This window comes from Nostoc sp., assembly GCF_036919555.1.
Lineage (GTDB): Bacteria > Cyanobacteriota > Cyanobacteriia > Cyanobacteriales > Nostocaceae > Nostoc.
In genome coordinates this window covers 13,678-35,338 of sequence record NZ_JBALCS010000087.1, presented here as the reverse complement: position 1 = coordinate 35,338, position 21,661 = coordinate 13,678, and the positions used below count along the sequence as shown (strand labels likewise).

At 41.4% G+C, this 21,661-nt stretch carries 16 protein-coding genes; 8 read left to right on the top strand and 8 right to left on the bottom strand.

The window, feature by feature from the left end:
- Nucleotides 1–189: 189 nt before the first annotated feature.
- Both V7K36_RS24140 and V7K36_RS24135 read right to left on the bottom strand, forming a co-directional pair.
- Nucleotides 190–720, bottom strand: coding sequence for a GNAT family N-acetyltransferase (locus V7K36_RS24140; protein WP_335120033.1), 531 nt, complete (start codon nt 718–720; stop codon nt 190–192).
- 64 nt (nt 721–784) lie between these two features.
- A complete protein-coding gene (locus V7K36_RS24135; RefSeq protein ID WP_335120031.1) occupies nt 785–1,798 on the bottom strand; it encodes an Npun_R2821/Npun_R2822 family protein in 1,014 nt (337 codons plus the stop codon).
- 732 nt (nt 1,799–2,530) lie between these two features.
- Here V7K36_RS24135 and V7K36_RS24130 point away from each other — a divergent pair.
- Together V7K36_RS24130 and V7K36_RS24125 are read left to right on the top strand one after the other, a co-directional pair.
- Nucleotides 2,531–4,414, top strand: coding sequence for an ABC transporter ATP-binding protein (locus tag V7K36_RS24130; RefSeq protein WP_335120029.1), 1,884 nt, complete (start codon nt 2,531–2,533; stop codon nt 4,412–4,414).
- 403 nt (nt 4,415–4,817) lie between these two features.
- A complete protein-coding gene (locus tag V7K36_RS24125) occupies nt 4,818–5,678 on the top strand; it encodes an Rpn family recombination-promoting nuclease/putative transposase (protein WP_335120027.1) in 861 nt (286 codons plus the stop codon).
- Between the two features lie 594 nt (nt 5,679–6,272).
- On the opposite strand, the gene dnaK is transcribed toward V7K36_RS24125, so the two are convergent.
- The gene (gene dnaK, locus V7K36_RS24120; protein ID WP_335120025.1) at nt 6,273–8,177 is read right to left on the bottom strand and encodes a molecular chaperone DnaK; all 1,905 of its coding nucleotides are present in this window, start codon (nt 8,175–8,177) and stop codon (nt 6,273–6,275) included.
- Nucleotides 8,178–8,629: 452 nt separating this feature from the next.
- On the opposite strand from dnaK, the gene V7K36_RS24115 reads away from it, so the two are divergent.
- Entirely contained in the window at nt 8,630–8,794 is a 165-nt protein-coding gene (locus V7K36_RS24115) for a hypothetical protein (RefSeq protein ID WP_335120023.1), read from the top strand.
- A 332-nt stretch (nt 8,795–9,126) separates the two neighbouring features.
- Entirely contained in the window at nt 9,127–9,276 is a 150-nt protein-coding gene (locus V7K36_RS24110) for a hypothetical protein (RefSeq protein ID WP_335120021.1), read from the top strand.
- A gap of 52 nt (nt 9,277–9,328) precedes the next feature.
- On the opposite strand, the gene V7K36_RS24105 is transcribed toward V7K36_RS24110, so the two are convergent.
- The gene (locus tag V7K36_RS24105; RefSeq protein WP_335120019.1) at nt 9,329–10,564 is read right to left on the bottom strand and encodes an FIST signal transduction protein; all 1,236 of its coding nucleotides are present in this window, start codon (nt 10,562–10,564) and stop codon (nt 9,329–9,331) included.
- Nucleotides 10,565–10,936: 372 nt separating this feature from the next.
- Here V7K36_RS24105 and V7K36_RS24100 point away from each other — a divergent pair, with 372 nt between their 5' ends.
- The 3 genes from V7K36_RS24100 (at nt 10,937) to V7K36_RS24090 (ending at nt 12,840) form a co-directional block, all read left to right on the top strand.
- A complete protein-coding gene (locus V7K36_RS24100; protein ID WP_292769998.1) occupies nt 10,937–11,182 on the top strand; it encodes a Calvin cycle protein CP12 in 246 nt (81 codons plus the stop codon).
- Nucleotides 11,183–11,909: 727 nt separating this feature from the next.
- A complete protein-coding gene (locus tag V7K36_RS24095; RefSeq protein WP_335120017.1) occupies nt 11,910–12,506 on the top strand; it encodes a DUF3177 family protein in 597 nt (198 codons plus the stop codon).
- Between the two features lie 37 nt (nt 12,507–12,543).
- A complete protein-coding gene (locus V7K36_RS24090) occupies nt 12,544–12,840 on the top strand; it encodes a DUF7734 family protein (RefSeq protein ID WP_335120016.1) in 297 nt (98 codons plus the stop codon).
- A 725-nt stretch (nt 12,841–13,565) separates the two neighbouring features.
- On the opposite strand, the gene V7K36_RS24085 is transcribed toward V7K36_RS24090, so the two are convergent.
- On the bottom strand, nt 13,566–15,782 hold the full coding sequence (locus V7K36_RS24085) for an EAL domain-containing protein (RefSeq protein ID WP_335120014.1): 2,217 nt from the start codon (nt 15,780–15,782) through the stop codon (nt 13,566–13,568).
- Between the two features lie 758 nt (nt 15,783–16,540).
- On the opposite strand from V7K36_RS24085, the gene V7K36_RS24080 reads away from it, so the two are divergent.
- Complete coding sequence (locus V7K36_RS24080; protein ID WP_335120012.1) at nt 16,541–16,900, top strand: hypothetical protein; 360 nt, start codon at nt 16,541–16,543, stop codon at nt 16,898–16,900.
- A gap of 185 nt (nt 16,901–17,085) precedes the next feature.
- Here V7K36_RS24080 and V7K36_RS24075 read toward each other — a convergent pair whose 3' ends face one another.
- The 3 genes from V7K36_RS24075 to V7K36_RS24065 form a co-directional block, all read right to left on the bottom strand.
- Entirely contained in the window at nt 17,086–18,012 is a 927-nt protein-coding gene (locus V7K36_RS24075) for a phosphodiester glycosidase family protein (RefSeq protein WP_335120010.1), read from the bottom strand.
- Nucleotides 18,013–18,100: 88 nt separating this feature from the next.
- A complete protein-coding gene (locus tag V7K36_RS24070) occupies nt 18,101–19,354 on the bottom strand; it encodes a DUF4912 domain-containing protein (RefSeq protein ID WP_335120008.1) in 1,254 nt (417 codons plus the stop codon).
- 989 nt (nt 19,355–20,343) lie between these two features.
- Nucleotides 20,344–21,384 (bottom strand): threonine aldolase family protein, encoded by a 1,041-nt coding sequence (locus tag V7K36_RS24065; protein ID WP_335120045.1) that lies wholly within the window; start codon nt 21,382–21,384, stop codon nt 20,344–20,346.
- Nucleotides 21,385–21,661: the final 277 nt, after the last annotated feature.

Genomic DNA, 21,661 nt, shown 5'->3' with positions numbered 1-21,661 from the left:
TACAGCAGTTTTCTTTTGCATAAAGAAGTATAAAGCTATGGGTTTTGAGGCAGGAGGCAAGAGGTGGAAACTGTTTATATCTGATTTCACCCCTGCATTGTGTACCTCACTTACTTGCAAACTGCTGTATTCTCTATAGATCCATTGAGTTTGCAGTGGTTTTGATGTTTGGCGGTTGGTTCGATAGTTTTAAGATTGCAAAATGTAAAGGGAATCATCCGCCTGCCATTCTGTGTGTGAAATAGCGTAATACACAACATCATGGCCGTAATAGCTAGCATTCTTTTGGTACTTCATCCCTACCTTTTGAATCACACGCACTGAAGCGATGTTTTCTGGATGAGCGATTGCGACTATCTGATCTAGCTTCACTTCCCCAAATCCAAACTTTAAAGTTGCAACAGAGGCTTCAGTTGCCAATCCCATGTTCCAATAGGACTTGTCAAACACATAGCCAAGCTCAATTTCCGGTGTATTTTCCAGAAAACCAAGTCCACAACGGCCAATCATTGTACCAGTTTCTTTGTGTATTACTGCCCACATCCCAAAGTTGTTTTGTTGCCACTGTTGGATATGTTTGTTTAAAATTGCCTGGGTTTGTTCCCTTGTTCTTGGCGACAGATACCTCATGATTTCTGCATCGCTGTAGAGGCGAAATAGGTAATCAAAGTCGTTTAGAGAAAAGTGCCTTAGTTGCAGCCGAGCAGTTTCTATCTCCATAATTACTTGTTTAGGATTAACCAGAATTTTTTGAAATCTTCAGTTTTTGTCCAAAGCCCAAAACTTAAGAAAGAGTTATTTGAAGTTTCTTCACTACTTTTTGAATTAATCGATTACTTTTGGTCGGAATACTAGGCTGTTTTAGCTGTTGCGGCCTTTTCTCTGGTTCCTTAAGAAAACGATAGTATAAAAACTCCTCTCTGTAACAAATGTTGACATCTTCGCCTTGACATAAACGGGCGAAATCAATAGAAGAATAGTTCATGTAGTGAATGCGATGAATTGGTTTTAGTTCATCTTGGTTGTACAGGATATTATCAATATTTACAAAAGGGTCTGAGTTAGCACAGTTACCTGTTCTGTCTTGACCATTAGGACTGAGGGTAAAATTAAATAAGGCCAGATTTGATTTCCATGTCAAATAATTAAATAAATGTGCATCATCCCACCATGTAGTTAGCCATTCAACCTCTCTATCTTCAATTAATAATTTTTTATATAAATCTAAATCTTTTTCTGGAAATAACCCTGATTTAGAACCGAAAAAATCAGAGCAATGAAGTTTAGGACGGATGTCTTTTTCGTAAACAATCTTAGACTTTTCTAAAAGCGGAATATTTAATGGTACTTTTGTGCGTTCTTTAGTGTGTATCCAGTCATCAAACACAAAATCGTAGGCGTTTAATTTTTCAAAAATATCATCAACTGGCTTCATTAGAAGGCTGTCAGCATCACAAAATATAAACCTATCAAAATCCCCATTAAAAACACACATTTTTCTTTGTAAGTGACCTGATGACCACCAATTACGTGAGATTTTGGAAGTTCTAGTACCTGGATGAACTCCCCAAACTTGGTGAGCAAAGTCTTCCCAGGACTGTATTGCCTCCCAATTATCAAAAATACTGACATTTTTTCTAGACTTGACTTCTTTTTGAACTAAGTCTAATCTCTCATCATAGGGAATAATACAAACAGGAATATCTGGGCTAAAATTAACCTCAATACTATTCAAAAATGCCACTAATTGATCATAAACGACATCATTTGCAAGTGTATAAATCCCGAAAGATTCCATAAGATAGTATCCTGATTTTGACATTTAGTTTATTTGCGACGCTTCTTGTGCGATCGCCCAAAGAAGTTGAGAGATACTCACCATAACCCTTATAAATATAACGCTGTGTGCGACTTTTACAAAACTCTTATTTCACAAGCATTCTAAAGATGAGCGATTTAGATCAAGACAAAACACTCATTGACAGAATATTGACTATGACTAGGTTTTAGTATTTTGCGAAATATTAAGTCGCACATCGCGTAATATAAATAGCGCTTTTGGGAAAGTCAATGAATTCCGTGTCTTACGAAATTTTATTAAAAGCGCCCAATTCCATAATTAATTTCATAATTATTACTTGATGGGTATTGATTAAAATTTATGTCAGGCGTTCGCCTCGAAAAAGCTTTAATAACAATTCGTAATTCGTAATGACGTTCTCTACGAGACGCTGTACTTCGACAAGGCTCTGTTACCACACCAAGGACAAAGCTCAGGGCAACGCAGGCTCAGTGACGACGCGATCGCGGACTCGTTAACGTAATTAAGTTTTGTAACGGGGATGATTTAGAATCGCTCATCACTGTTGAGTTGCTCAAAATGGAAGCAAGTTCATCCAGGTATTGAGGAGTATAGGGTCTTAAATTGCAGTCTTGCGGTTTCTATCTTAGGCATGGTATCAGAGTAGCAGCCCAAATGCTACTTTAAACAAGCGTATTTTTTTACAAACATTAATATAATGCTCTTACTATGAGCATCTACCAATTTCTCAAAAAATTTTATACGCAAGAACATCGTCGGAATGAAAATGACTGGCGGTTGTTTTTGCGTTTAGTGCCTTATGCCCGTCGTAGCAGACGACTGTTAACGCTGTCGATGTGTTTACTCATACCGATCGCGCTAGCTAATGCTGTACAACCGTTGTTGATTGGCCAAGTTATCTCCCTGATTCGCAATGAACCAAGTGCTTACGAATTTCTCAGGAATCGCCCCTTGTCAGAAGGGCTAAATATCCTGGAGGGATTATTGGTAATTGCGATCGCTATCCGATTGATTTTGACAGGCTACCAGGGTTATGTAGTACAGAAGCTAGGGCAACAAATCACTGCCGCAATTCGCCAAGATTTATTCCAGCATGTGACATCTCTAGCAGTACGCTTTTTTGACCGCACGCCCGTAGGTAAGTTAATTACCAGAATCACCAGCGATGTGGAAGTGTTAGGCGATGTCTTTTCTACTGGGGCAATTGGCATTGTGTCCAATTTGTTTACAATGCTGGTGATTTTGGGTTTAATGTTTTCCATCCAATGGCAACTCACTTGCTTGCTGCTATTTATGTTGTTACCAGTTACCTGGTTAATTGTTTACATTCAGCAACAGTACCGCAAAGCCAATTACAAAGGGCGGGAAGAACTCTCTACCCTGAACTCACAGCTACAAGAAAATGTGGTTGGCATTAACGTAGTGCAGTTGTTCCGCAGGGAAAAATTTAATGCCGAATTGTTTCGCGCCACGAACAACCGCTACACTCAGCAAATGGATCAAACCATCTTTTATGATTCATTTATTTCAGCAACCTTGGAATGGATTGGTCTGATTGCGATCGCAGCTGTTTTGTGTATGGGTGGTTGGTTACTGTTAGAAAAAAGCTTGACTTTTGGGACTTTATCTGCGTTTATATTGTATGCCCAGCGATTATTTGACCCTTTACGGGATTTTGCCGAAAAATTTACAGTAATTCAAGCTGGTTTCACTGCCATTGAACGCGTCGGCGATATATTAGATGAACCGATAGAAATCCGCGATCGCGCCAATGTCCGTTTCTCAATATTTGATGCTAAATTCGGCTACATAGACGAAATAGTTGCAAATCTAGAATCCCTAGATGTGACTTCCCCACCAGAACTGGGAGAAATTCGCTTTGATCACGTCTGGTTTGCTTACAAAAATGATGATTACGTAATTAAAGATTTAGATTTTACCATTCATCCTGGTGAAAAAGTGGCATTAGTCGGTCCCACAGGTGCGGGTAAAACTTCGATCATCCGTCTTTTGTGCCGCCTCTACGAACCCACCCAAGGACGTATTCTCATAGATGGTGTCGATATTCGGGAGGTATCACAGGCAGAACTGCGGCGCTACATGGCAGTAATTTTACAAGAAGGCTTTTTGTTTGCTGGCGATGTAAAAAGCAACATTTCTTTAGGAGATGGCTATACCATTGAACAGATTCAACAAGCAGCAGAGCAAACCAACATTGCCCAGTTTATAGAAGAACTACCGCAAGGTTATAATACTCAACTTCGAGAACGGGGCACAAATATTTCTAGTGGTCAAAAACAACTTTTAGCCTTTGCGCGGGCTGCCATTCGCAATCCCCAAATTTTGGTACTAGATGAAGCTACCGCTAGTTTGGATGTTGGGACAGAAGCTTTAGTTCAAGAGGCATTAAACCAGCTTTTGCTCAGACGTACCGCGATTATTATCGCTCACCGCCTGTCTACGATTCGGAATGTAGACCGGATTTTTGTTCTCAAGCGGGGCGAATTAATCGAACAGGGAAGTCATGATCAACTATTGCAACAGAGAGGGCTTTACGCTACTTTGCATAACTTGCAAATGTTAGGAAGTTAGGATATTTTCAGAATAATCCTAAGTGGAAAAGTGCGATCGCTATCAGTTTTGAGTTCTACTAAAATAGGATTAGCTTAAGTGTGAAGGGAGAATGTTAACAATTCCAAATTCCAAATTCCAAATTCAAACATTTTAGACATTTCAGACGGGGATTTAACCCAGACTGAAAATGATGCTACATATAGATGTAGGGGTATTGAACCCTTGATTTTACGATAAAAATGACTACTTTAGAAATAGCGATCGCCAAAATAAAAAATTACCTGTTGATCAGCGAAACGAAGTTATTGAATTTCTTGAGTTCTGAAAATTCAAAATAGGCAAAATTAGTCAGATCCAAGAGCAGATAGAAACCGATGAGGTGATTTAAAGATTATTTTAGAGTATATTACGAATTATTTTAATGTCCTTTGATAACCTGTGCAAACTCCTGTCCGAAAAACATCCCGTTACCTTTGCCAGTTGGGTATTAGGAACACCGCAAACTGCTGTCACAGTCCTCAAAACCGAATTGAGTATCGAACCGATTCGCGCTGATTACGTCACATTCCTAAAACTACAACAACGCATTCTCCATTTAGAATTTCAAACCAAACTAGAATCCACACCACCTCTACCCCTACGGATGCTAGATTATTGGGTGCGGTTGTATCGGTTGTATCGACCAATCACACAAGTTGTCGTATTATTACTTCCCCCTACACCAGAAACAGTCATTGAAACCGCCTTCAGTGTTGAAACCACCCGTCACGAATATCGTGTAATTTGCATGTGGGAAGAAAATCCCGAACAATTCCTCAAGGATTCAGCTTTGTTACCATTAGCACCACTAGCAGCAACCACTCAACCCCAAGCCTTACTGCAAAGAGTTGTGGCAAGAGTAAATCAACTTGAGCCAGAACAACGACCAGAAATCTCCGCCTATACTCAAATCTTAGCGGGGTTAAAATATAAAAAGGACTTGATTCGACAATTATTTCGGGAGGGTATGATGCGCGAGTCAGTAATTTATCAGGAAATTCTGGCAGAAGGGGAACAACGAGGAGAACAACGAGGAGAGCTACGGGGACGACAAGAAGGACGACAAGAAGGAGAACGATCGCTTATTCTCCGTCAACTTACTCGTCGCATGGGAGAATTACCCCAACCAGTGCTAGAACGAATTGAAACTCTCTCCTTAGAACAATTAGAAAATCTTGGTGAAGCATTGTTAGATTTTCAGGCGATCGCAGATTTAGAAACTTGGTTCAGCACATTAGAGTAGCATAGGCAGCATCGCTATCAATCAAAAAATTACCTAAGCGATCGCTCAGAAAATTCGTTAGTAATATCTAACAGTAAACTATGCGTAGTTTACCGCCGTAGGCATCGCCTAAAATTATCGGGTTATCGAAAGTGCGATTAGCACAAAATAATTATGCAATGGAAAGTGCGATCGCATGAGATTATCGTGCTATGAGAAAATATAATGTTGGGTTTCGCTTCACTCTACCCAACCTACTCGCTTTTGCAGTAAAATCGTTAATAATTTGATTTGTTTCTGCCCAAGTAAAACTCTCAAAAGGTTGTCAAATAAGGCAGAGTCAATGGTTTAGAAACTTGACAACTCAATTTCTGTGTGGTGAGATTCTGCAATCAGCTTTTGTCAAGTCTGTGCGATCGCTTCTTCTATATCCCCTCTAAGAAGTTGGGGATTATGAATACTCTCCAACTGGGTATGAAGTATGACCTCGGCACATTTACGTAAACTTTTTTAATAAACAATTCCTAACTCATAAAAAAAATCCCCACTCAGACAAATGCCTGAGTGGGTAATATGATGTGGGACAAAAGAATCTTCCCAAAAGAAGTCGGGGAATTATTTGCTCTCTGTAAAATCAGCGTCAATCACATCATCGGCGCTACTAGAGCTAGATGTCGAACCACCATCTTGAGGTTCAGCATCTGGTGTTCCACCGCTACCAGCTTGTTGATAGATATTACTACCAACGGCGAATAGCGCTTGTTGCAATTCTGGGGTCAGCTTCTTAATTTGCTCATCGTCTTCTTTAGCAACTGCTTCCCGCAGTTCTTTTACCAAACCTTCGACTTTGGTTTTGTCAGCAGCCGGAACTTTATCACCCAATTCTTGTAGCTGCTTTTCAGCTTGGTATGCCAAAGAGTCCGCTTGGTTTTTGCGTTCAATCTTCTCACGCCGCTCTTTGTCAGATGAAGCGTTTTGTTCAGCTTCTCTCACCATCCGGTCAACGTCATTTTTATCCAGAGTGGAAGCGCCGGTGATGCTGATAGACTGTTCTTTACCAGTGCCTTTGTCCTTAGCGGTGACGTTAAGGATACCGTTAGCATCAATGTCGAACACCACTTCAATTTGAGGGACACCGCGTGGTGCAGGTGGAATACCATCGAGGCGGAAGGTTCCTAAGCTCTTATTATCGTTAGAGAATTCGCGTTCACCTTGGAGGACGTGAATTTCTACGTTGGTTTGTCCATCCACAGCCGTGGAGAAAACTTCGGATTTTTTGGTGGGAATTGTCGTATTGCGGGGGATAATTTTGGTCATCACGCCGCCCAATGTTTCTACACCCAAAGATAGCGGTGTCACATCTAACAGCAAGATGCCAGTTACATCACCAGCCAATACCCCGGCTTGAATAGCTGCACCAACTGCTACGACTTCATCAGGGTTGACGCTTTGGTTAGGGTCTTTACCCAATACCTGCTTCACAATCTGTTGGACTGCGGGAATGCGGGTAGAACCACCAACTAACACCACTTCATCAATATCGCCTTTGTTTAACTTGGCATCCCGAAGGGCGTTTTCCACAGGAACACGACAACGGTCGATTAAGTCAGAGCAAAGTTCTTCAAACTGGGCGCGAGTCAGGGTTGTATCCAGGTGCTTGGGGCCATCCTGGGTAGCAGTGATAAATGGCAGGTTAATTTCTGTTTGAGTGACGCTAGAAAGCTCAATTTTGGCTTTTTCTGCGGCTTCAGTCAGACGTTGTAAGGCTTGTTTGTCTTTCCGCAGATCAATACCTTCGGCTTTCTTGAACTTCTCAGCTAAGAAGTCAACTATTTTTTTATCAAAGTCGTCACCGCCGAGGTGGGTATCACCAGATGTAGCTAGTACTTCAAAAACTCCATCTCCTACTTCCAGTACGGATACGTCGAAGGTACCACCACCCAAGTCAAACACGAGAATGGTTTCGTTACTCTTCTTGTCAAACCCATAAGCCAGAGAAGCAGCAGTCGGCTCGTTGATAATCCGTAGAACTTCAATACCTGCAATTTTACCAGCGTCTTTTGTCGCTTGCCGTTGGGAGTCGTTGAAGTATGCCGGAACGGTGATTACAGCTTGGGTTACGGTTTCGCCCAAGTATTTGCTGGCATCTTCAACTAGTTTGCGAAGAACTTTTGCAGAAATTTCTTCAGGAGCAAATGCTTTACCAGCGATTGGACAATCTAGTTTGACATTGCCGTTATTGCTGAGGACTTTGTAAGAAACTTCCGTAGCTTCATTACTCACTTCATCGTAGCGGCGTCCGATGAAGCGTTTGACTGAGTAAAACGTATTTTCTGTGTTCATCACCGCTTGGCGTTTGGCGATTTGACCAACCAAGTTATCGCCATTTTTGGCAAATGCTACTACTGAGGGCGTTGTCCGAAAACCTTCAGCATTAGCAATTACTGTGGGTTTACCACCTTCCATCACTGCCACGCAGGAGTTCGTTGTTCCTAAGTCAATTCCAACTACTTTTGCCATTTTAGGTGCTGGCTCCGTATAACTACAAATGAATGAATGAGAATATAAAGGACTAAATTTTGAACCAACTTTCAGGGTCAATAAATCAGCCAGTTCAGCATGAATACCTTTGGTTTGGCTTTCCTGGGGTTAAAACTCCAGATTATGCTGATATATATACTGAAGCTTAGTGGTAGCCAGTCCATGAAGGGTGGTTTCCCGAACCTTGCTTGGGACGGTTAAATTAACTAAATTGTGTTTTTAGTTGGTTCATGGATTGATTGCCTTCACTCTGTCTAATGTATAAGAATTAATACTTTCAGCAATTAGGGTGAACCGTAACGTTAGAGTGGTGTTTGCCGTCTTTAGAGGCAACAAACTACAGAAACACTGAGAATACAACTAGTTCAAAAGACGCGTCGGTGTAGCCCAACCCAGGCATTGCTTGCGTAATTCTTTAAAGACACTGTACTTTGAAAGACTCAAGTGGTATTGCTGTTGGCGACCAAAACTGTGGGGAAACGCACCGGATTGGGATTAGCGTAGACCTAAAGCGGCTTGTCGTCAGACATCGCTCGTCAAATTATGGTAGAAAAATATGGTGGAGCGATGCCTACGGCGGCAAACTACGCAGTTAACTTAATATCAGGCAAGAGACTGAGTTTGTGATTACTCTCCCCGTAATAAACATTAGCCAAGTCCTAAATAATTTCATATTTGAACGATAGGCTCTTGCTTACGCTCAAACATATCGCGTATTGAATGTGTACAGAACGTAGTCAAATCACGAGATAGGTCTAATTGGATAATGGCTGGTCTTCCGGGTAGCTCCAATAAAACTTTAGATTTTCCAGTCGCTAAGTCAAGAGACTTGACCTTGCCCTCTAGTCCACAATAGAGTAAAATATTACGCTGCCAGTCAAAAGCAATATCATAAGTTGTTACCATTCGATTACCGCGATCGCCAACTGTGATAACCTCACTAGAAGAAGCGACTATGCGGAGTGGTAATTTGCTCTGTAAATGTCCAGGAATTGCTGCTGCGATCGCAGCAGCAATTCTAGAATCTTGTCCTTGTCCTGTGGGAATAAGTAGCTGGTTGCAATTAAATATAAGATAGAGATAGGACTTTCAGATTCCGCCTAGCTACTTACAAAAGTGAGTTTGATAATTTATAACTGATTTTGGCGGCAAATTCCAAATGCTGAAGTGTAGGCGTGTAAGAAGGTTCTGCCACCAACAGGACCGATTTCACCGCCACAGAAAAAGCCGCCTACAGGAATATCGTTGAGATAGCGCTGAAATAGTTCAGAATCGAAATTCGGTTTACCATACAGTCTTTCACCTCGCCCCAGACAGGCAAACATCAAGGCAGCTACGGCAGAGGGTTCAGATTCTCGTTGATGTTGATAACTTTGGAGGAGTAATTCTAGGTCTTGGGCAGAGGCTTGGGCATCGCGGAGGTGGAATTGCAGCCTTTGACCAGGACGGACGCGATCGCCAATTGCGATCGCCCCAGCTGTTGGATCGACCCCAAGAATACCACGAATTAAAAAGTCTCCTTGCTGCAAAGCCAGCTTAAATTCATCCATTGCCACACCAACAAACAGAGAATGCTGTGCTAAATTCCGTTCTTCTTCGCCCAGACTAGCAATCAAATCTCGCAACACCATCAGAGGTACTTTCTCATCTAACTCCAGAATAATATTGCGATCGGCTTTTGTGACTTGCAATGGTTTGCCAATCGGCCGGCATCCTTGGGCGACAATCGTTTCCAAAACAATATTGCCAGTCAAAGCTATACCAACAGTGCCCTCACGATACAGGCTTTGGCGTTCCTCACCGTCAGTATTGTTACAAAAAAGGGCAACACGACCACCCATACCCCCACCACTAGCCTGTCCCCCCACGATCACCGATCCTGGATAAGCAAAATCCAGCCCCTGCAACAAATCATTGATTCCAGAGGCGAAAGAACTAGACAGCAAGATAAACTGGGGTGTCGGTGATGGTGGCACACCGATCAAATCCAGCCAAGCATCTGGTGAACTGTCTAAGTCAGGTAATTCTTCAGCAAGAATATGAAACACTTGAATCTTCACTCCTGGAAGGTGTGCCAAAGTCAAGCTGATAGCTGGTTCAGCTTCTAGTTCTTGGGTTTCTCCACTAACTGTCGTCCCAATCACACCTCCACCACTACAGCCAATTAGCACTGGCACAGAAAGTTTCTCAGCTAACAAAGGTAACAGTCGGGAATACTCACTCGTAAAAGCAGACGAAATGAATACCAGTCCTAGATCCGCAGGTGCTGTTAAGGATGACACAGCTCGTTCCACCACATCTGTAACGGCGGCTTCCAAAGAATGACGGGTTGATAGGGCGTTTGCCCACTGCATTTGGTCTGCCATGAGTTTTCAGCTTCTTTCTCTTTTTAGGCTAGTAGGGTTTGATTTTTTTTTGGGGAAGAATTACATCTTACAAGAATTGACACCAGCCCTTCATCTCCTGCATCCCAATAAGCTGGGGTTGTCATTCCCTAATATATGCATCTCAATATATTGTATGATTATTTATCTGTAGTACTGATTCCACAAAATCTTAAAAAATAAAGGTAAATGCATCATAGATGCAGCAGTTTGCTGTGTTGGTTATAAATCAATAGGCTAAAACACTAACTTATGATCAGCTAAATGGTTAGAATGGTTAGTAATAAAGCCAAAAACTACCATTTGTGAAGTTTTTCTATACTAGTATTAACAACACACAACGAGACTAAAGCAATGACCAACATCCAAGAAACAGCAAAGAGCGACATCCAAGAAAAAATCCACGAAGAAGTGGAACAAGCGCGTACTGTCTGTGATATTAACGGTAGCAACTCACCAGAGTGTGCTGCTGCTTGGGATGCAGTAGAGGAATTGCAAGCTGAAGCTTCCCACAAGCGCCAAAGCAAGCCAAAAAACTCTCTAGAACAGTATTGTGATGACAACCCAGATGCAATTGAATGCCGGGTTTACGACGACTAGAAATTGAGGCAAGTAAAAATTCTGTTCCTTTGGTCAACAAGCAACCAGGATTTACTTACTGAGATTTCGCACTTTTACGCCACTCACGGCTAAAATAGTACTCTCCTATTTGATCATTTTCTTCAACGGGTGGAAAATTGGTGAAATATCTGGAGTTAGGAATGTCTAAAGGTTAAAATTTCATGAATTGGCTGTAGGGGCGTACATATGTACGCCCCTATAAACTTGTTTGTAGTATAAATTTCGTGAAATCGGATGAGTTGGAGAGCCACTAGCTTGCAGAAAGAAGTTAGAGCGCAGTCTTGAGGCTAACCACTGAGCTTTATGCTTTGATTAAACTATTATCAAGAAGAATTCAGCATGAATTGGAGTCCGACTGACTCCTGAATAAAAGGTAGTACTTACGCAAAACTACACGCTAGTAGGGGCAATTCATGAATTCACCCGAAGAATAAAATCAGGATTTCGGCTATTGTTTGCCTAATACCATTTCTGTTTGAAGATGCGCCCATACGACTGATACAAAACTACAGACTGTAAGGGTAATTCATGAATTGCCCCTACGTGAATAAAGCGCAGCCTTATATAGAATTGGTATAAGTTCTGAAAGGGTTTAATACCCCTGCCTTATTAAGCGGTCTACAATCAGGTAGTGGATAAAACCCTAGTTGATTTATTCTGACTCCTGACTTCTAAATTCTTTTTTATTTATTGTTTGAGAAAAACTATGGACTATGATATTTGGTTTCGCCCTTTCGTCTGGATTGATTACCGACTGGCAGTATTATTCCTGGTAATTATTCCGCTAATCCTTCTGATTTGGGCATTTGTGCAAAAAGCAGAAAGCATACAACGCTTATTGACTATATACTGGCGAATATCAAGCCTGGTGGCAATCACGATTTACTTAATGATTGCGCAGTATCCAGTTAGCTTTATCTCTGGGTTGATGGCTCGGATTTTGATCCCGATTTCGCTGTGGTTCTGGGTGGATCTCAACGATGAAATTGAGTATCAAACCAGTGGCTTTTTGAAATTTATTTTTAGCTCTTGGCGCTGGGCTACAACTGTTTATTGTATTTTGGGTACACTAGCTTTTATCCCTTTTTTGGGTTGTGCTTTTTCTGGCAATGCGCTAAAAACTCCCTATTGTCGCGTCTGGTTCGAGGCTCCATTGCTATTCAAAGAATATTTCCATGCTAATAGCAAGGCTGAGTTCTTAGGTTTTCTTGGCATAACTAGCTTAGTAATTTATGTGCTTTACTTAAGCTATTTTGTTCTGATTAAGCTGGGCAAGCAGGGACGCTCGGCCACACCACAGTAACCGTCGCTGCCCCACCCTACCCCTACTCTTAAAAAAAATGAATTCCATTGGCAAGCGACTGGAAGAATACACCGCTAAACGCCCCCAAGAAGTCCTAATTGTAACGGTGCAAATTGCCGATGAGCAAGATACAATTGCTGTTTTCAAAGGCTTTTCCAGTTCTTTGATGCGCCCTACGGCATTTGATCCAGATGTACCAGTTCTACCAGATAGGGCAAACATCCTCAATATTGACCGAGTAGCCAGTCCTTACAATCCTGAAGCACCCCGTTATCTTCAACAAGGACTTTCTTGGTCAGCTATGGAAGCTCTATTATCAGAAGTAGGAGTCTAACTAATTCGTAACATAGAGCAGTATGGCGATCGCAGTTAAGAAAGACTAGTTACTTATCTATTGATTCATTACCTTTCACAGTATTTGCAGACTTAGCTTTTGCTCTCCGCCTTTAGAGGCATCTATGAACTATCTTGTTAAATTTAGCTTTTAGACTGTTGCCTTGCGCTCTACCTGTACTCAGGTCACTGTGTGGAGTGTGTCACCAATCAAATCTTGCATATCCGATGACAATGTACCCAGTTCACGCTGAATGAGCGATTTACGAACTGTCATCAAATGATCCAGCCTAATAGGGGAGCATCTCAGTTTTGCAAATATACCAGATGAGAAACAAGATTCTTGCTCCCTCTCCTTACCAAGAAGAGGGTTGGGGTGAGGTTTTACAAGGCTTTTTACACTCATTAAGATGCTCCCCCTAATAACCCTCTTCTGTCACTCTCCGAAAACAAAAATCAAAGGCAAATTTTAAAACTCTGATTGGGATTAGGTTTGTGGATTTATTTTCTAATATGTTGGAGAAAATCATTATTTTAAACTAAAACTCTTATCTGGTAAGGGTTACATCTTTTTATCTAGGGAAAGTGACAGAAGAGGGATAAGTAGATAGGCACGATAAAACCGATATATATTTAGTTTTGTAAAAACGGTAAAATAACGAATTTGTAAGCTACGTGCTGAATTTACATTTCGTTACATACTTGGAAATTTTCTCGCCTACTTACTTATCTAACGTTAGCATCCTCACACTCCATCTGCACCACACAATTTCTTCCTTGTGCTTTTGCCTGGTAGAGTCCTTGATCAGCAGCAGCAATTAAGGTTGCAGGAGATAATTGGCTATGAGGAGTGATGGTTGCCACACCAAGACTGAGCGTGATAAATTCACTGACATGAGAATGCGGATGAGGTATTTGTAATGCATTAAGATTGGTCTGAATATCTCTTGCAACTGCAATTGCCCCTTCCATATCAGTATTCGGCAAAATGACTGCAAACTCTTCTCCACCATAACGAGCAACTAAATCAGCCGGGTATTTAACTGTCTGAGAGATTGCCTTGGCAACCTGTCTGAGTGCATCATCTCCTGCCAGATGTCCATGCGTATCGTTGTAAAGCTTAAAGTAATCGACATCACACAAAATCAAAGATAGCGAGCCTTGCTCTCGTGCTAAGTGTTGCCACTGTGCCTTGAACGTGTCATCAAAGCAGCGTCGATTTGCCACTTGGGTTAGACCATCCGAACAGGCAAGGCGCTGTAATTCCTGATTTGCTTGTTGTAATTGATGGTAAAGTTCTGATTGCTGAATAGCGATCGCAGTTTGACCTGCTAACTGGTTAAACAAGTTAATCTCCGATTGCTGCCATTGTCTGGCATGATGGCATTGGTGAGCGATCAATAGTCCCCACAAACGCTCTTGCTGCAAAATGGGCACGATAAGGTATGCCCTGATTTGCATACTTCGGAGGAAGTCAACATGACACGGTGATAGTCCCGGAGATTCAATGTCTTCGATCGCTCTGGTGTTACCTTGTTGAAAGTAAGCTGCACGGCTAGGTTGAAGGCACGTGTCCATGATGTATCCCTGAATGGAAATGCACCCTTCTGCTAAGGATTCTACAGCGACTAAGCCACTCCAGTCTGGCTCAAACTGATAGATCACCACTCGGTCTACCTCAAACAGTTGTCGCACTTCGGCTGCTGTGGTTTGCAAAATCTCGTCTAACTCCAACGATTGTCGAATGCGCTGCGTCACAGCCGCGACAATTCGCTCGGACTCGCTTTGGTGTTGAACCTGCTGCTCAACCAGCGGAGAATTTGCCGATGCTACAGTTAATGCGATCGGATCAAAGTGAGGGGTTGTCGTGACAGGCACTGCACTCGGTTTAGCAATCAAATAGCCTTGAGCAAAAGTTGCACCTCGTTCTCGTAGCCAGTTCAGTTCCTCAATGCATTCAATTCCTTCAGCAACAGTCTGGATGTTTAACTTTTGAGTAATCTCTAGAAGCTTCTCGGTAATCGAAGCTTTGTACGGGTCTTGATGCACATTTGTAATTAACCCGATGTCCAACTTAATAAAATCTGGACGTAACTGATGCAGCAAGTTCAGGCTGGAATAGCCAGAACCGAGGTCATCAAGGGCTACTAAAAAACCAGCATCCCGGTAGTATTTGACCACTGTCTTGAGATGGTCTAAATCTTGAAGATTGTCTGACTCCACGACCTCAAAAACAACCCGCTCATGGGAGATGCCTGCTTGATCAATTGCCTCTACCGTGCTACGTAGACAAAAAATGGGGTCATAAAGCGCCGTCGGTACAAAATTGATGAAGATGTGCCCGCTCACTTGATGGCGGCTGAATTGAGCGATTGCGCTCAGGCGAGCAGCTTGATCGAGTTGTGGTAGGAGTCCGGCTTCGGTTGCTAACTCCAGAATTGGTCCGGGTAGCAGTAAATTGCCTTGTTTATCTAGTCCCCGCAAGAGCGATTCATATCCAAAAATCTGCGATGTATCCTTAATTGAGACAATTGGTTGGAAGTAACTGGTGAATCGTTCTGTTGCCAGCATTTCAACCAGCCAGTCGGATTGATTGAACTTAATGAAGCGTTGTAATGAGGCTATGTCACTAAAATCGTGGAGTTGAGGTTGAATAGCGCCTCGAATGAAAAGGACTTGCGTCTCTTTTAATTCTCTGGGTGCAAGTAGTTTGGCCAGGTTACAGGCAATATTTAGGGACTGTCCAGGTCTACAGTCCAAACTCAGACCTGGTCGCTCGTGCATTAGTTCATACTCAAGGGCAAACTCCTGTAGGTAGGAGGTGACTTTTTTCAGCGTATGTGGAACGGGGAACCAGAGAAAGAGCCTGCCTGCCTCCTTAGTCCGACAGCGTGTAACATTGCGACAAGCACAGGTTTTAGAGATAGGACATATTTGGCTCATAGCTAACTAATTTACTCAATCTGATTTACCTATTATTCCCACTATTTTTCCTATAAAAGATAAACTAAACTTCAAATAGATGAAGATTTGATGAGTTCGGCAGACTAAATAATTTAGCTGATCAGGTGACTCACCAACACATCCCAAACTTGAGACTAAATGCTCAATTAATTGCCGATATATTTTTTACGTTAACGCAAACTAACGAGTAGTTAGATCAACAATTTAACTTATAAAATAAAGGCAAAAATTAGCTAGAGTAGGAAGCATTTTTAGCTATAGCTCAAAGTTCATAAAGTACTATATATCATAATTATTTACGACAGAGTATTCTTTTGTGTCTATTACTCCTGAGATAGAGATTGTGATCTCAAATCAGAGCATCACAACTTTTAGGATGTATAATAAATTCAATTTATCGTTTTAAGAAGGAAGACTATTTGATTTTATTATCGAAGTAGCTTTATCCTGAAATCAGTAGAGATTTAAACTTTCAGGACTTACGCAAACAATGGCCGAAACCCTTATTTTCAGATAGGGGTAATTTATGAATTGCCCCTGAGCGCGTGTAGTTTTGCGTAAATCTTAACTTTGAACAAATACAAACTTGGCTTACGATTAATACAGCTAAAGGCTAAGTAATTAACTCCCCAAATCTCTATAGCTATCAAACTTAGGTGAAAAAGAGGTGCAACATGAATCCGGCAAAATCATCAACCATCAACATCAACTTTGATAAAGCAAAGGAGGACAGCTAAATGCTAGAGCAGCAGATTGATTACACCACCAGACCTAAGACAAGTGCAATGATCATGAAACTTTTTCAAATCACTCTAGTGGTCTTAGTACTTTTGATCAACTTAGCAATTGCTTTCCCCTCTTGGGCAGAAAAAGCGCCTTCTTTAACTAGCAATCCTAACTACTTTGAAGTCAGGCAAAAAGTCATTTGGCTTTACAAGCCTCGTACGGATTATAGCGATGTCCAAAGAATTCCTGCCGAAGTAGTCAAGTTAAGTTCCAAGCAAGTGCAAATCAAGGTGTACAAACATAACAAGGAATTTGTTAATCGTTGGGTGAATCCAAACAAACTTGAGAATTCGCAAAAAGTTAAAGAGTAAGTCCTCTAAAATTTATCCAGATGGAACTAAATCTAGTCATAGCCAGCTACAAAACTAAAAAAAAGATGGTTTCTTCCAAAATAGGATGCTCCCAAGCTGCCCAGTCTAGAATAGCGTGTTGATTGCACAAAAGGCGATGTCTACAACGGGCGTAGCTACCTACAGCACTCAACTCCTCAACTATTTTATTTTTTGTAAATCAAAAAAACTGAACCAATCGAACCAAGGTTTTCTACATAAGTTTTCTGGTTATAATACAATCCTGGAGACATACCTCCATCAAATAATATCCCTTCTTGAATCTTACCTAAACAGTTATTGCTAGCAATGCCTTCCAGGACATTATCAAACATATCTGGTAGTAACTCTTGATTAACTTGAGATAATTCGATATCGGAATTAGCTTTCAAGTCATTAACTAATAGGATTACATAGCCTTGATTAGTGATAGCTGCCAGAGAGCGATTAGTAGCATTTTTACAGGCAAATTGTCCCAAATCTTGACAAATATCTTTAAATTTACCCTGACGATAGAATCTGCCATTACCGCCCACTAAATTGTAATTGAGAATATCGCTTTTTCTTCTGCCAGCTTGGATAGTAGCCTGTCGCTGCTTGGATGTACCTCCTGATATTCCAAAGGAAGAACGTTTATTTTTAAATACTCCTGAATACTCTACACCACGAGAAACATTTAAGCCTTGTGGTTGATTATCAGTACCTATATAGTCGGCATTAATTGCGGCAATGGGTAGCTCTCCGTTTAATTTGGCATTCTGATCGCCGATGAGTTCATGAAACTGTTTTGCTACATATTCTTTACGCAGTTCCCCCCTAGCATCTTTGGCGTAGAGTTTATGAGAAAGACCAACATTAACTTTGAAATCCAATTCTGCTGATTTGGGATTAAAAATAATCACATTGTTAATACCTCTTTGATTTTTTTTACCTTGATTATTGGTTTTAAAAAAATCAATACTGAACTTGGCATCTTTACCAGGACAAGTTTTAGATGCTTTTGGGACTGAATTTGCTTCAATCTCTTGACAACCTGATAAAAAGCTTGCACCAATTATCAAGCTAAATAACAAAAATAATTTTTTTGTATACATAATAATAATGCAAAAAAAACCGCTACAGAATTACTATAGCGGGGAATAATTTAAAATTTCAGTCTGGAGTTAACCTCACAGCGAAAACTTAAGGGAACCATTCTAAAACAGCTTCTTCTTTGGTGTTAGTATTTCGGGATGGTGTCTCACGATTAAATTTCATCTGAATTGACCGAGTTTGCTCACCATCAGCAGCTACAGCCAAAATCGGATAGTCAATTAAACCATCCTGGAAGGACATCTGGAAACGGAATGTCCCATCTGGATTTAGCTTAATTGGACGATCGCCAATGGTTACGGTAGCATCGGGTTCGGTTGCACCGTAGACGATCAATTCAGCATCGGCAATTAACCAGAACTGGCGCGGACGCACTGGTACGGCGGAAGCCGAGAAGCCAACACCTGACATTCCGACACCGGAAGCGGTTAAACCAGACACAGTGGGAACTGCCCACATACCCACACCAGATGGGAAAATGTAGGAGCTAATGGCTTGTTCAGGACGCGCCAAAGCTTGCTGGGAACCGAAGATAGAACCAGCAACCCGTTGTGATTCGGCAGATTCCGCTAAACCAAATATTTGGTCGTAGATGGGGTTGCCGTTGCCATTCACAACAGCATTATCATTGGCGGTAACTGCAATCTTCTTGGCGGGGGGAACTAGTTCGTACTGAGTCTGGTCACGCAAATCTTCTTCAAAATCGACAGTGATGAAGACATCCTCTATCCAGTCAGAAGGATAAACGGGAGGAACGTGTACTCTAGCAGAACGAGCTAGTACCAACCAGCGACCATCAGCAGCACGATAGCCGATATCGATCACATAATCGCGATCGCTAACTGGAACTGGTAGATACCATTCTCTGGCTAGTTCATCAGCAGGATATTCTTGAATGCTGTGGGGGCTTTGGTATTCGATATTGATCTCGGTGACATCATAAATTCGTAGTGCGAGTTGTTGTCCCCCTTGTCGGCGCAGTTCCTGTTTGTGTTCATTCGGAACATCCCAGTAAGTGTAAGCCCACTGAGGATCGCGCGGTAAGAGTACAATCCGGCTGTCACCATAGCCAGATGGCAAATCTGCGAGTCCTTCATCAACATCAGCCAAAGATCCACCAGTACGATCTTCCTGACCTAATTCAAACTTTGCAGCTTCCACGGTTTCTTGTGCCTCCAATGAACGAGATGGACTAAGTAAAGTTTTGCTACGCTGGACTTCTTGTACTGATGCCAGCAGTTGTGATTTACGCATTCGGCTATAGCGAGAGATGCTATATTCGCTAGCAACTTTGCGTAGTTGCCGTAAGGTCATCTCCTCTAGTGGCGGGCGTTCTTTTGCCATTAATTTGGCCTCCAGTAGTTTAAGTGGTAAATCATTTCCCCTGGTTAAAGAATGCTATATAAAATGTCATCCACTCCAGATGAATTTCTTATCCTGACTGCTGGTTTTGCCCAGTTTTTAAGTTTTTCAGTCTGTTTTAAAATTGAGGTAAAATCCTTTCAATTCCTGGTTATGCCAAAATCAGCATTTCTTTGGGATCGGAGGAATTTCTATTTCTTAAGTCAAGATTATCCACTAAGTATATGTCGGGATCAAGGGGTAATAAGTAGGTTTTTTCCCTGGTTCACGAATCTATAAGCCTTTCTGGGATCAAAATGTCATGTTTTCATAACATTACTAGCTAGTGACATCTGAGTTGATCGCCTCAGATGTAAAATTTTCATGACATTAAGTTGTGCGTTAGCCAAAAACGGCAATCCACTCAAAGGGATTGGGCATTAGGCAGCCCATTGATAGACCATCTGACAACAAAAAAGTTTTATTCTGGAAAGAAAAGACAACACACTCAGGAGTAGCCCTTTCAAAGTGAACGTTTGTACTATGAAATAAATAGATATTCTAACCCAATTTTGGTATTTTGGGGTATGCGTAGGCGTAGCCCGCCCTAGGCATCGCTTAATTTACAGTTCAAAAATTTGGAGTTTAAAGCATAAATTCTTTGTTCTGTTCCAGCCGAAGTGAAGCTCCTCTCTTATAACTAAAGTCCGTTTTAACGGACTATACCTGCGAAGATTCAGCAGGTGGCGGGATAATATAATCTCCAGACCAGATTTTGAAGGAGCAGCCAACGCTTTTTCCATGTCTGCGGGTTATATAGTGGTGCGTAAAGCCTTCTCTACGAGAGGCTGCGCCAACGGCATAGCAACTCTACCAGACGCTACGCGTAGCTTGCTTCCCCAAAGGGGTACGCTTAGAGCGAGTCAGTGTACTCCTGCAAAGAAGCAAGCTAGCAAGAGCGTCTGGTAGAGAGCATCATTATGAATTACGAATTACGAATTACGAATTATTTTAATATCATCAATCAATTCATCAATCCTTGATTTTGTTGTGTTCCAAGAACACATAAAACGTACTCCTCCCACAGCAATAAATGTATAAAACTGCCAATTTTTTGCTTTTAAGGCGCGAATGACTTGTTCTGGTAGTTTAACGAACACGGCGTTGGCTTCTCTAGGAAACATCAAGTCAACACCTTCTATGTTGAGTAGTTGATTTTCTAAGTATTCAGCACATTGATTGGCATGTCGGGCATTTTTTAGCCAAGCACCAGTTTCCAATAAACCCAACCAGGGAGCAGAAATAAACCGCATTTTTGAGGCTAGTTGACCTGCTTGCTTGCATCGATAATCAAAATCCTCTGCTAGTTCTTTGTTGAAAAAAAGAATGGCTTCACCTAATGCCATTCCATTTTTTGTACCACAAAAGCACAACACATCCACTCCAGTTTTCCAAGTAATTTCAGCAGGGCTTTGATTCATAGCGGCAACTGCATTTGCAAACCGAGCGCCATCCATGTGAATCTTTAAGTTATACTTTTTCGCAACTTCTTTAATTTTCAGAAGTTCTTCAACAGAATATAAAGTTCCTAATTCCGTTGATTGGGTGATGCTAATAACTTTAGGTTTGGGATAATGAATGTCAGTACGTTTAGTAACAATTGCCTCTATCGCCTCTGATGTTAACTTGCCATTTTTACCTTGAGCAAGTAACAGTTTAGAGCCATTAGATGCAAATTCAGGTGCGCCACATTCATCTGTTTCTATGTGAGATGTTTCATGACAAATAACGCTATGATATGACTGACAAAGGGCAGCTAAAGATAAAGAATTTGCGGCTGTACCGTTAAAGGTAAAAAATACTTCACAATCAATTTCAAAGAGTTCCCGAAAATAATCTGCGGCTTTTTGAGTCCATTCATCATTTCCATAGGCTGGAACACTACCTTGATTTGCCCTAATCATATATTCCAGCGCTTCTGGACAAATACCAGATGAATTATCACTTGCAAACTGCTCTGGGTTATTATTCATCATCTCTATGTTGATTTTTCTTAGTAATTGTTACAATATTAGTGAAGATTTTTAGCACTTGCCAACTCTTGCTAATTCCAATAATTTTGGATGGTAGTAAACTAAATGTTTCTATAGCAGGGCTATTTCATTCTCATCTAGTCCACCTCAGAATAAATTCACCAGTCTAATAGTGAAAGTCGTCTCAAGACGACTGAGAAAAGGTTATAGTCCGTTAAAACGGACTTTAGCTAAAAGCCTGTGAACTTTAGTTCTGGGCGGTTTATGTCTAGTTAGA